9 protein-coding genes are annotated in these 12,632 nt (G+C 39.5%); 6 read left to right on the top strand and 3 right to left on the bottom strand.

Going from position 1 to position 12,632, the window contains the following annotated elements:
• Window positions 1–25 precede the first annotated feature (25 nt).
• From BBI00_RS17115 to BBI00_RS17105, 3 genes are all read right to left on the bottom strand, one after another.
• Window positions 26–964: a ribose-phosphate pyrophosphokinase gene (locus BBI00_RS17115; RefSeq protein ID WP_047098691.1), complete on the bottom strand. Its 939-nt coding sequence runs from the start codon at window positions 962–964 to the stop codon at window positions 26–28.
• A gap of 85 nt (window positions 965–1,049) precedes the next feature.
• Window positions 1,050–2,606: an SGNH/GDSL hydrolase family protein gene (locus BBI00_RS17110; RefSeq protein WP_065400075.1), complete on the bottom strand. Its 1,557-nt coding sequence runs from the start codon at window positions 2,604–2,606 to the stop codon at window positions 1,050–1,052.
• 10 nt (window positions 2,607–2,616) lie between these two features.
• Window positions 2,617–3,852 carry an OmpP1/FadL family transporter gene (locus BBI00_RS17105; RefSeq protein WP_065400074.1) on the bottom strand — a complete coding sequence of 412 codons (1,236 nt, stop codon included), beginning with the start codon at window positions 3,850–3,852 and terminating at the stop codon, window positions 2,617–2,619.
• 492 nt (window positions 3,853–4,344) lie between these two features.
• Here BBI00_RS17105 and BBI00_RS17100 point away from each other — a divergent pair, with 492 nt between their 5' ends.
• The 6 genes from BBI00_RS17100 (at window position 4,345) to BBI00_RS17075 (ending at window position 12,578) form a co-directional block, all read left to right on the top strand.
• A complete protein-coding gene (locus BBI00_RS17100) occupies window positions 4,345–5,739 on the top strand; it encodes a PSP1 domain-containing protein (RefSeq protein WP_065400073.1) in 1,395 nt (464 codons plus the stop codon).
• Entirely contained in the window at window positions 5,732–6,229 is a 498-nt protein-coding gene (locus BBI00_RS17095) for a gliding motility lipoprotein GldH (protein ID WP_065400072.1), read from the top strand. The genes BBI00_RS17100 and BBI00_RS17095 overlap by 8 nt, the downstream gene beginning before the upstream one ends.
• Window positions 6,198–8,573, top strand: coding sequence for a transglycosylase domain-containing protein (locus BBI00_RS17090; RefSeq protein ID WP_065400071.1), 2,376 nt, complete (start codon window positions 6,198–6,200; stop codon window positions 8,571–8,573). Before BBI00_RS17095 ends, BBI00_RS17090 begins: the two co-directional genes overlap by 32 nt.
• A 75-nt stretch (window positions 8,574–8,648) precedes the next feature.
• Window positions 8,649–10,190, top strand: a complete 1,542-nt coding sequence (locus tag BBI00_RS17085) for a protein adenylyltransferase SelO (protein WP_065400070.1) — start codon at window positions 8,649–8,651, stop codon at window positions 10,188–10,190.
• A 78-nt stretch (window positions 10,191–10,268) separates the two neighbouring features.
• Window positions 10,269–11,225 (top strand): T9SS-dependent choice-of-anchor J family protein, encoded by a 957-nt coding sequence (locus tag BBI00_RS17080; RefSeq protein ID WP_065400069.1) that lies wholly within the window; start codon window positions 10,269–10,271, stop codon window positions 11,223–11,225.
• A 75-nt stretch (window positions 11,226–11,300) separates the two neighbouring features.
• The gene (locus BBI00_RS17075) at window positions 11,301–12,578 is read left to right on the top strand and encodes a DUF6080 domain-containing protein (protein WP_228394788.1); all 1,278 of its coding nucleotides are present in this window, start codon (window positions 11,301–11,303) and stop codon (window positions 12,576–12,578) included.
• Window positions 12,579–12,632: the final 54 nt, after the last annotated feature.

The following is a 12,632-nucleotide window of genomic DNA, read 5'->3' as shown; positions in this document are numbered from 1 at the left end:
TAATTTGCAAACTATTAAAAATCAATTAAATAACAAACTTGCTACTGATTGATTTGTGCTCATGAACCATCGTCATAACGTCCGCAAATAATGGGGCGCAAGATAGCACTTTTATTTTAGATGACAAATTATTTTTAACAGGAATTGAGTCAGTTACAATAACTTCCAGAATTTTTGAATTCTCAATATTCTCGTAAGCCTTTCCTGAAAGCACTCCGTGAGTTGCCATTGCTCTTACTGTTTTTGCTCCTTTTTCGATAAGGATATCTGCCGCTTTACAAAGAGTTCCCGCAGTATCGATCATATCATCAATAAGGATTACGTTTTTACCGGTTACATCTCCGATAAGGAACATTTCTTCTACAACATTTGCCTTTTTTCTTTCCTTATAAGCAATTACTACTTCTGCACCAAGGTGACCTGCATAGTTTTTTGCTCTTTTTGCACCTCCCATATCCGGAGAAGCAATCGTAAGGTTGTCAAGATTTAAAGATTTGATATAATCAACGAAGATCGTAGAAGCATATAAATGGTCTACCGGAATTTCGAAGAACCCCTGAATCTGATCTGCGTGAAGATCCATCGTCATTACTCTTGTTGCTCCTGCTGCTGTAAGAAGGTTCGCAACTAACTTAGCACCGATCGGCGCTCTTGGTTTGTCTTTTCTGTCCTGTCTGGCAAGTCCGAAGTAAGGGATTACAACGGTAATGCTCTTTGCAGAAGCTCTTTTCGCTGCATCAATCATTAGAAGAAGTTCCAATAGATTGTCTGCAGGAGGGAACGTAGATCCGATTAGGAAAACTCTTCCTCCTCTTACGGATTCGTCCAAAACAGGCTCAAATTCCCCGTCGCTGAACTCCTGAAAGTTGATTTTTCCTAATTCTTTCCCATAACTCTGGGCAATTTTCTCTGCCAAGTCCCTGCTGGTTCTTGTACAAAATAGATAACTTAACTGATCGGCCATTTTTACTTTTTAAAAGATTTTGCAAATTTAAAAAAAAACCACAAGATTTACTCCTGTGGTTTCTAAGTTTTTATTTTATCAATTATTACGGGAATTTAACTCCTGAATATTTGTTCGGATCTACCTGCGGCAGAGACGAGTTATACCCGGCATTGATCGCCTTGATAAATTCATTGGCAATAACACCGTATCCTCTACCTGTTAAGTGAACACCATCTAAAGAGAATGCTCCTCCTGATACAAATTTAGCCGTATATTTTACTCCATCCCAAACAATTCCTGAAGTGTTGGAAAGTTCTTTTAATTTAGCATTAGCATCTACAAAAGCATAGCCTTTTGCAGTAGCTGCGGCTTTAATTGTCACGTTATAAGCATCAATTGCGGTATTGATTTCTGTAATCTCAGACGGAACCAAAACATATTTATCTGCAAACGGGTAAGCCACTCCTCTGGCTCCAAGAGATGCCGGGATACCTGGAGGAAGTGTTTCAAGGGTACCGATAGCAGCTTTTGTTGTCAAAGGAATAAGATCTCCTGCTTTGGCCTGTCTTGCCTGTCCGTAAGTAGCACCAAGGTAAACAGAAAGAGCCACTAAAGTCGGATTTCCGGAACCTGCCGCTGCCGCCGTGATTTGTGCCCCTAAATTGGTAATGCTTTCATCTTTAATCAACAATGGGTTGGCTGCAGTTTTAGAAAGCGGTTTGATTCTGTCACCAGCTCCCAGTGCTGTTAAAATCTGGCTCAAAGGCCCATATACGTTCTTATTCAGATCATCAATTGCAGCTTCACCAGCAGCAACATTTCCTTTTCCTAAAACAGCTGCTGTCAGAGGATTTGTAGGAATTGTAGTCAAAGCAGGAACAGAAGTTACACTTGGAATATTGGCGATTACTCCTTTAGCATTAGTACTTGCAATCTGATCAATCAGCATATTATAATACTGTGCAAACTGTGCCGGAGGCGTCAATGTTTCCACTGAACTGTCCGCACCGGCTAAAGCATATAATAAAGCGTCATTATTCCCGATCCATAAAGAGAAGAATGTAGGATTCTGTTTTTTAAAATCTGCAATCACAGAAGTATTGGGTTCAGATGCAAATCTTACGAAATAAGGATTCGCTGTTTTCGGAGCTACTCCCTGAACATTTCCGTAACCCGGAGCCAATAAATGAGCTACTTTAGCTCCCGGAACACCCAGATTATTAAAAGGACCGGAAAGTACAGTGTTTACAACTGTTGTTGCTACGTTACCATTGGCATTATCCAGTTCAGGACTTCCATCAACAAAGCCTTTAATATAAAGTTTTGTATTGGCAATCTGCAAAGTAGATGTTGGCGAAGTAGCCAGAATAAGTCCTCCGTTATTATCTGCCATTAAAGGCTGTTTGAATTCTCCTCCACCCACTAATTTCATCTGCTGAGCGATCATTGACGGATAAGATTCATTCTGTCCGTCAATATAAAGAGCTCCGTCTCTATATCCGGAAGTAAGGGAATTTCCCAGGGCAACATATCTTGTAAAATCGGCGCTTCCTTTTGACACCTGAATGTCTTTCACATCAGTATCAAAATCGGTTTTACAGCTGGTTACTGTAAAAAGAAGTGCAGAAACAGCAATAGTCGATATTATAATTTTTTTCATAGTCTTTCAATTAAAAAGGGTTATAAGATAAACCTAGACCAAAGTAGAATGCAGTTGCCTTCGACTGTCCGTAAAGTCCGATATTAGCATTATTTACGTCTCTTGCTTTAGGCATTGCATATCCTCCTGCCACATCAATTCCGAACTGCTTCAGCTTAAACCCAAGCCCGCCGGTAACTACAAATGTGTCATAGGATGGTGTTTCCGGAATAAAGTGGTCATCAGAATAAGGAGACTCGTCATAATAACCTCCTAAACGTCCATAGATGATATTAGAGAATGCATATTGGGTTCCCAATCTGAATGTTTTGGAGTTTCTGAAGTTTTTAGGATTCACAAGTACTGTCGGATCAGCCTGGTTCCCGATAGGAGCATTATCAAAGTCTAATGTAAGTTTGCTGTATCGCTCCCATCCGTGGTAATTAAAGTCTGCAGAAACCAACCATTTCGGAGTTATTTTATACGTTAAACCTATTGTATATTCTTCTACCAATGGCAGGGTTGCAGAGAAGCCGTCCTGTCCTGCAGCATTCAGTTTCAGCAGGGAATAAGGAGTCTGTGTAGGAAATTTGAATGTAGCTGTTCCGTTCTTAGCTTTCATATCAATCGCTGAACGGTAAGCAATACTTACATCCAATTTAGGATCAGGTCTGAAATAGAAACCAAATCCGTATCCGTGTCCGGTTGCTTTCTCATCATTGATATTTACTTGTCCGTTGAACTGCGTTACAGCTTTATCCCAGTCTACTTTTCCTCTTGCGTAGATATAGCTTGCACCGAAAGACACCCAATCCGCCAGTTTCACAGAGACCATCGGCTGGAAGTAGAAACTTTTCAGTTCCATTTTCTGTACCAGCTCTTTTCCTTCCCAGTTTTCAGGCCATTTGATTGTACTTCCGAATGGTGTAGAGAAACTGAAACCTACCGAAAGTTTTTCTATTGGTTTATAAGTAATCGCTGCATAGATCGGTGTCCCTATAGGATTATCTGTTTCTGTACTTTGTAAAGTATTCAAATTTTGAAAAGTAACTTTATTACTTGCACCAAATCCTCCTGCCACTACACTCAGTTTAGAAGGGATAAATGACATACCTGCCGGGTTGAAGAATGTCACACTCGCATCTTCGGCATGAGCACTAGTATGTGCCATCGCCAACTGTTTTACCCCCTGCAGAGAAACTCTGAAGCCTCCTGCGTAAGATAAAACGCCCGCCAATAAAGCAGTTGATACTAATATTTTTTTCATAGACTATTATTATATAATCCAAATATAAAATTATTTTGAATACGTCTGTTAATATTTCCCAATATTTTAAACAATATGCTAAAAGAAAACTATGTTTAAAATAACATTCTCAACATAACAAAGGGTAAAGCCATCATTTATAAAGCATTAAACAATATTGAAAACAGTGCGATTTAAAGTGTTTAATTTTAAACAAACGTTTAACGTTTATCCGATAAGATCTGAAAAAAGAACAGGGCAACAGGAAAACTGGAAAAATCCGTCAAAGTGTTAAAATACAGCAAATGATTTCATAAAAAACAATTAAAATCAGCAGTACCTCCAGAAGAACCGGTCTTGAAAACAGCATTACACATCATTCTTTAAGCTGCCAACCACCCTTCTGTATTAAAATATTGAAATGTTTTACTCCGAATTCAGGTTATTTAAGTATTTTAGAATTGCATAAAGATAAAAATACATAAATTTGCAAGATTATAAATAATAGAAAATATGAGTTGTGGATGTAAAACATCCGGCGATTCTGCACATTCTTGTGGTCCTAAAAAAACCGCAAATGGCTGTGAAAATGTAAATACCTGCGGGAATAGTTATAAATTAAGTGTTTTTGACTGGCTTTCTAACATCAACAATCCAGCGCCTAACAGGTGCGATTTTGTAGAAGTTAGATTTAAAAATGACAGAAAATCGTTTTATAAGAATGTAAATAATATTCCTTTACATATAGGCAGTGTAGTTACAGTAGAATCTAGTCCGGGACACGATGTAGGCGTCGTAAGCCTTACGGGAGAATTAGTAAAGATTCAGATGAAAAAGAAAAAGTTTTCTGAAGAATTGGCACTCAAAATATACAGACAGGCCAACCAAAAAGATCTAGAGGTATGGCAGGAAGTAAGAAAAAAAGAGGACAGTGTAAAGCTTGAAGCGAGAAAAATCGCCGGAAGACTGGGCCTTGAAATGAAAGTCACTGATGTAGAATATCAGGGTGATTCTTCGAAGATCACATTTTATTATACCGCTGATACCCGGGTGGATTTCAGACAGTTGATCAAAGATTACGCAGGAGCTTTCCGTACCAAAATCGATATGAAACAGATCGGTTTCAGACAGGAGGCTGCCAAAGTAGGCGGAATCGGGTCTTGCGGGCGTGAACTTTGCTGTTCCACATGGCTTACAGACTTCAGATCTGTCAATACCAATGTAGCAAGATACCAGCAACTGAGTATCAACCCTCAAAAGCTGGCAGGGCAGTGTGGTAAGCTTAAATGCTGTCTGAACTATGAGCTTGACAGCTATTTAGATGCATTAAGCAACTTCCCTTCTTCTTCAACCACTCTGGAAACAGAAAAAGGAAAAGCATTCTGTATCAAAATTGATGTTTTCAAAAAGAAAATGTGGTTTGCCTATGTGGAAAACTCCATTGCATGGTATGACTTTGATATTGACCTTGTTAAAAAACTGATTTCAAAAAACAAAAGAGGTGAAAAAACACTTCCTTTGGAAGACCTGAAACAGCCGGACGCTCCTCTTCAGAGCATTGACCTGATTCAGGAAAATAATGTAGACCGTTTCGAAAAGAAAAACAGAAACAACAGAAACAGGAACAACAACCAGAATAAAGGCAACAATAACCAGCAGGGACAAGGGCAGAAAAGGAACAGACCTGAAAAACAGGAAAGGAATGAGCGTTCTGAAAAAACAGAAAATCAGAATACCAGTTCCCATTCCGGAAATCAGCCAAGACAGCAGAAACCACAGCAGCAAAAAGCTCCGGTGGAAAAAGTAAAAGCTGAAACCCATTCTGATCCGGAACAGAAGCCACAAAACAACCCGAACAAGAAGAAGTTTAAAAAGAAATTTCCTCCCAAAAAAGATAAAAATGCGTAAAATTTTAGGATTATTTTCCCTTATCCTTTTCTTTAGCTGTAACTCTTCCTCAAACGAAGAGATCATTATGAATTCCGTTGATAACAAATGGAATAAGAAAAGTGAACAAAAATTTAATCTTGAGATTTCAGATCCGCAGAATCCTAAAAATATTATATTTGTCGTAAGAAACAACAACAATTATCCTTACAGTAATATAAGGTTTATTGTCAACTTCACCAATCTCCAGAATAAGAAAAAAGAGACCGATACGCTGAATTATATATTGGCAAAACCGAACGGAGAATGGCTTGGTACAGGTTTTGGTGACACGAAGGAAACATTGTTTCAGTATAAAGTAAATTACACATTCCCGGTAAAAGGAAAATACGAAATCGGGCTGATACAGGCCATGAGAAATGATGATCTTCCGGGAATTGAGGATGTTGGAGTAAAAATAGAAAGCGTAACCATAAATAATGGAAGAGAACAAGAAAAACACGGGAAATAAGGGGAAAACATTTCCACTGCCTCCCAAAAAGAAAAACACCTCCTGGAAAAAATGGGTTTCATTTATTTGGATCGGGCTCATTGCGGTAGTTCTGGGAATTTCAGGACTTTTCTTTTCGGTTTCTCAAGGGTTCCTTGGGGAAATGCCGGATGTAAAAGAACTTGAAAACCCGAATATCTTCGTCGCTTCTGAGATCATTTCATCAGATGGGGTTGTTTTAGGTAAGTTTGAGAAAGAAAAAACACAGCCTATTGTTTATAAGGACCTTCCTCCTTATCTTATCTATGCCCTTCAGGCTAAAGAAGATGAACGTTTTAAGGAACATTCAGGAATAGACCTGTACTCTATCGCCAGAGCTGTAGCTTATGGTGGTGGCCGTGGTGGGGGTTCTACCATTACCCAGCAGCTGGCAAAACTTCTTTTTACAGGAACAGCTTCTCAGAATAAAATTGAGAGAGCCTTCCAGAAACTGAAAGAATGGGTAGTAGCGGTAAGTCTCGAAAAAAGATACACCAAAGAAGAGATCATCACTCTTTATTTCAATAAATTCGACTTCCTTTTCAATGCCAATGGTATTGAAATGGCTTCCAGGGTTTATTTTAACAAAAAAACTTCAGAATTGACACTTCCTGAAGCAGCTACATTTGTAGCCATGCTTGAGAATCCGAGAAAAAACAACCCATACAGATATCCTGAAAAAGCCAAGGAGAGAAGAAATGTGGTACTGGATCAGATGCAGAAAACAGGATACATCAATGAGGAAACCTATCAAAAGGCGATCAACACTCCTATTGAAGTAGATTTCCACCCTATCAAAAGCATTACTGACGGATATTCGGCTTATTATAAATTCTATCTTAGAAAAGAAATTGATAAGTATCTTGAAGCCAACGAAAAAGAAACCGGCAAAAAACTTAACCTTTACAAGGACGGTTTAAAAATATATGTGACCCTTGATTCTAAAATGCAGAAGTATGCTGAAGAATCGATCAAGGAACATTTAACAGATCTTCAGAAAAGGTTTGATGCAGAACAGAGAGGAAGAAAAAACAGACCTTTCTACTATTTGAATGACAAGCAGATCAAGGACGTTATGGTTCAGGCTATGAAAAGAACCGGTCGTTATAAGCTGTTGAAAGCAGATGGAATGCCTGAAGACTCCATCATGATGGAATTCAAAAAACCGATCAAGACCTCAAGGTTTACTTGGGCTGGAGAAGAAGAGGTTGAAATGTCTCCGTGGGATTCTATCAGATACCACAAGCAAATTGCACAGGCAGGCTTGATGTCTATGGTTCCGGGAACCGGTGAAATTAAAGCCTGGGTAGGAGGTATCGACTGGCAGCACTTCCAGTATGACCACATCAAACAGGGTAAGAGACAGGTAGGATCTACCTTCAAGCCGTTCGTATATGCAACAGCCATTATGAAGCTGGGAATGACGCCTTGTTCAACAGTTTCCAACGGAACTTACGATCACAAAGGGTGGCATGTTCCGGGTAGAGGCGGAATGCTTACATTGAAAGATGCACTGGCACACTCTCAAAACCCGGTTGCCGCAAGACTTATTGAAATGACCGGAGTAGATGCGGTAATTCAGACAGCAAGAGACCTGGGGGTAACGGAAGATATCCCAAGAAACAATACCATAGCCCTGGGTTCATCAGATATTACCATTTATGAAATGCTCGGTGCTTACAGTACTTTTGCCAACTACGGAAATCACAACAAACCGGAAATGATCTGGAGAATTGAAGATGCCAATGGTAGAGTAATCAAGGAAATCAACGTAGAACCTAAAGAAGTAATGAATCCTATGTATGCCTACACCATGATCGAACTGATGAAAGGTGTTGCACAATATGGTACAGCTTCGGGAGAATTAGGAAGAAGAGGTATCTCAAAAGCTGTAGAAATTGCAGCCAAAACAGGTACTACCCAGAATAACTCAGACGGTTGGTTTATGGGAATTACTCCAAAACTGGCTACCGGAGCATGGGTTGGATGGGAAGACAGAGCAACCCACTTCTTCGGAACCGGGGAAGGTCAGGGAGCTAAAATGGCGCTGCCAATCTGGGCCATCTTCATGAAGAAAGTCTGGGCAGACAAAACTCTAGGCATTACACCTGATGACAAGTTTGTCAAGCCTTCAGACTGGAAAGACGGATGTTCAAACCTTAAAGGCCTTGGCGGAGGATACGGAGATGACGGAAGCCTTCAGACCATTGACGAGATCAAAAATCCGAGACCTGTAGACCCAACACCTAAAAAACCTACAGAAAAGAAAGAGGACAATATCAATGAAAACCTTCATTCTAACGATGAGGTAGATTTTAATAAATAAATTCTCTTTTAGAAATACACAAGACCTTTCAATAATATGGAAGGTCTTTTCTTTTTTAATTAATACCTTTGAGGTATGAATATCGAACGCATCAGACAGCCTTTTCTCAAGAAATTTCCAGGTGATTTTTCTAATAATCCCATGCAGAGAAACACACCTAAAGTTTTATTTGCCACCATTAAGCCTGCAGGCTTTGACAAACCTGAGCTCATTGCCTTCAATGCAGAACTTTCTGAAGAAATAGGCCTTGGAACATTTGAAGATAAAGACCTGGATTTTCTGGTGGGAAACCATCTTCCCGAAAATGTTCAGACCTATGCTACAGCTTATGCAGGGCATCAGTTTGGGAATTGGGCAGGGCAACTGGGAGATGGAAGAGCGATCCTGGCAGGAGAGATTGTCAATGACAATGGAAAAACAACCGAAATTCAGTGGAAAGGAGCCGGCGCTACTCCGTATTCAAGGCATGCAGATGGAAGAGCTGTATTAAGATCTTCAGTACGGGAATATATGATGAGTGAGGCAATGTTTCATTTGGGCGTTCCTACAACAAGGGCTCTCAGTTTAGCATTTACCGGGGAAGATGTGGTGCGTGATATCATGTACAACGGAAATCCTGAGCTTGAGAAAGGCGCAGTGATCATAAGAACAGCTGCCAGCTTTATCCGGTTCGGACATTTTGAACTGATGTCTGCGCAACAGGAATATAAAACCCTGCAGGACCTTACCGATTTTACCATAGCCCGTTATTTCCCGGAAATCACCTCTTCAGGACAACAGAAATACAAAGATTTTTTTGAAAACATATGCACCCGGACTGCAGACCTTATGGTAGAATGGTTCAGGGTCGGATTTGTACATGGGGTGATGAATACGGATAACATGTCTATCCTGGGACTTACCATCGATTACGGCCCCTATTCTATGATGGATGAATACGATTTGAATTTCACCCCGAATACAACAGACCTTCCCGGAAGAAGATACGCTTTTGGGAAACAGGGCCAGATCTCCCAATGGAATCTTTGGCAGCTTGCCAATGCACTCCACCCTATCATTAAAGATGAAAAATTTCTGGAAGACACATTGAACCGTTATGGCACTTATTTCTGGGAGGCCCATGATGCCATGCTGTGCAGGAAGTTTGGATTTGACGGGCTGAGAAAAGATGATGAGGAATTTTTCACCAACTGGCAGGGACTGATGCAGGAACTACAGCTTGACCACACCCTGTTTTTCAATCAGTTGGAAAAACTAAGTTCCGGTGCAGATCTGAAAGCATTATTCGGTGCCACTTCCTATACTTTATTAAATGAAGAAAAACTGAATAAACTGCAAAACTTCATCAGAACTTATGAATCCCGGATCAATTCAAATACGATTTCAAAGGAAGAGTCTTTAGCGATGATGAAAACAGCCAATCCGAAATTCATTCTCAGAAATTATTTACTTTATGAATGCATTGAAGAGATTGGCAATGGAAAAACAGAAATGCTGGATAAATTAACCCTTGCTTTGAAAAATCCTTACGAAGAAATGTTTCCGGAATTTTCTGGCAAAAGGCCTGCCGGTTATGATGACACTGCCGGATGTTCCACCCTATCCTGCAGCTCGTAAAAAAGGAAAATTCAGAGATTTTACTGATTCATTATCAACATATTAAAAATTATCCCTATATTTAGAAAAATCTTTAATATGAAAAAAATTATACTTTCCTTAAGTTTATTAATGGGAATGGCAGTGCATTCTCAAACAGTTTTGCTCGATGAGGGCTTTGAATCATACACCAATTTTGCCATCAGTAATATTGGCAGCTGGACTACACTAGACCTGGACGGCTTGAGAACATATACAGGCGGAGGCCCTGTAGTAGGTGGCACGACATCTGCAGGCTGGACAGCAAACTGGGCAAATGCCGCACAACCAATGGCATTTCAGATTTTCAATCTTTCCGCAAGCAATGCAACCAACAATGCAACATCCACTGCCGCTGATGAGGAAGTCAGAAATTTCAGCCCGCACGGAGGACAAAAATGTGCAGTTTCATGGGCCGGAGTTCCTGCCAATGGAGTGACCGCCAATAATGACTGGCTGATAACCCCTTCCTTAACTTTAGGTGCCAATTCAAACACATTAACTTTTTGGGTAAAAGCATTATCTCCTGATTTTGTTGAAAGTTACAAAGTAGGGATTTATACAGGAACCGGTACCCCAACAACAGCAGCCAGTTTTACCATTATTTCTTCACCGGCCACATCCACAGCTCCCTTCGCAGCATGGCAGCAGGTCACCATTAACCTGGATGCCTATGCAGGGCAAACTGTAAAAATAGGATTCCAGTATATGTCTGCAGATAAATATATGTTTATGCTGGATGATGTAAAAGTAACTACGGCAGGAAGCCTGGCAACTCATGAAGTTTCAAAAACGAAATCCGATATGTCTGTTTATCCTAATCCTACCAAAGGAGAAATCAATATTAAAACAGATAAAAAAATAAAAGCAACATCTATTGTCGATATGTCAGGAAAAACACTCAACAGAGCAGATTCCGGAAAGGCAGATGTTTCGTCTCTTCCGAAAGGAACTTATCTGATGAAGGTAGACTTTACCGACGGAACTACTACGACCGAAAAAATAATCAAACAGTAACACCGTTTATACAATCTTCTCAAAAACCACCTGCTTTGGTGGTTTTTTGTTTTACTTTTGCAAAAAATATGACCCGTGTCTCTTATCAAAACAAAACTCATTAATTTTTTTAAATTAGTTTTTCCTTCATCCTATACCGAGCTGGCCGTTTTTCTTTTTTTCATTACCGGCTACGGAATTCTGGGGTCTTATATCGCCTGTCATTACAGAATTATCTTCGACAGCAGAATCCCATGGGATGCTTATTTCAGTTTTGACAACAAGTCTATCATCATGAGTGGCGGCAGCTTTGAAAGACATCCTCTATCCTATTATTTTTTTAACGGCATCAGGGAATTTGCTTTATTAATTTCCGGAGGAAAAATGGATATGACATTCAGGCTTACATTAGCATGGCTGAGCAATCTTGTCATCAGCCTGAATATCCTTCAGATTTTCAAATATCTAAAAAATATCATCAGGCTGCCGATTGAATTCAGCTTTTTCATTGTGCTGTTTTTCGGTCTGTTTTCCACCAATATCATTCTGTCATTTACACCTGAAAACTTCACCTACACCTTATTTTTTCTCAGCCTGTACAATCATTATGCAGCTATCAAGCTTAGGAAAGAAGAGAAAATTCCGGCATCAGCATTAACGTTGGCAGGCATTACCATAGGCGGACTTACGATAACCAATTTCGTAAAGGTTTTCATCCCGATTCTGTTTGAAAAAAACCTTTTTAAAAACTGGAAAAAATTTGGAAATGCAGCCTTCAGAGTTACAATAGCTGTTATTTGTTATATACTCCTTTATCTGAACAGGATCGATTTCAAATACCAGACGATCTTCTCCAAAACGAACCAGCAGTATGAAAAATTCTCCAATGTAGAAACCATGCCTACATGGGATATGATCGCCTCCTTCTTTTTCGGAGGGAACATTCTTTTTCCAAGCTTTACCATTTCGGATAAGCATAATATGAAAGGTTTTCACTTTAAAGCCATTTATATGGAACTGTATTCGTCTGCATTTTCCTATATTTTTGTAGCAGTATTATTACTTCTGACAGGTTGGAGTTATTGTAAAAATTTCAGGAACAAATGGGTGCAGGTTATCATGATTTCATTTTTCGTCGATATCATTATTCATTGCATCATGAAGTTCGGGCTCCATACTTCCTATATCTATGGCGGGCATTTTGTTTTTGTTTATCCGCTGTTGATCGGATGGCTGCTGTACGCTTACAGATCATCCCCTAAAATATTATTTTTCTTAATGTTTACCGTGGGGGTATTATTCTTCTATCTTTTGTGTAATAATTTACTCAGGATGTCAGAATTCCTCTGGTTTACGGAAAGGTATTATCAATAAAAAAAGCTGAGCAGTTGCTCAGCTTTTTTGTTTTTATTTTTAAGAAAATAAGTC

This window comes from Chryseobacterium arthrosphaerae (assembly GCF_001684965.1).
In the GTDB taxonomy this organism is placed as follows: Bacteria; Bacteroidota; Bacteroidia; order Flavobacteriales; family Weeksellaceae; genus Chryseobacterium; species Chryseobacterium arthrosphaerae.
This window is presented reverse-complemented; position numbering and strand designations above follow the sequence as displayed.

Coding starts and splice junctions, on each gene's coding strand:
- BBI00_RS17115 (WP_047098691.1), bottom strand. CDS start 964: ATGGCCGATCAGTTAAGTTATCTATTTTGTACAAGAACCAGCAGGGAC.
- BBI00_RS17110 (WP_065400075.1), bottom strand. CDS start 2,606: ATGAAAAAAATTATAATATCGACTATTGCTGTTTCTGCACTTCTTTTT.
- BBI00_RS17105 (WP_065400074.1), bottom strand. CDS start 3,852: ATGAAAAAAATATTAGTATCAACTGCTTTATTGGCGGGCGTTTTATCT.
- BBI00_RS17100 (WP_065400073.1), top strand. CDS start 4,345: ATGAGTTGTGGATGTAAAACATCCGGCGATTCTGCACATTCTTGTGGT.
- BBI00_RS17095 (WP_065400072.1), top strand. CDS start 5,732: ATGCGTAAAATTTTAGGATTATTTTCCCTTATCCTTTTCTTTAGCTGT.
- BBI00_RS17090 (WP_065400071.1), top strand. CDS start 6,198: ATGGAAGAGAACAAGAAAAACACGGGAAATAAGGGGAAAACATTTCCA.
- BBI00_RS17085 (WP_065400070.1), top strand. CDS start 8,649: ATGAATATCGAACGCATCAGACAGCCTTTTCTCAAGAAATTTCCAGGT.
- BBI00_RS17080 (WP_065400069.1), top strand. CDS start 10,269: ATGAAAAAAATTATACTTTCCTTAAGTTTATTAATGGGAATGGCAGTG.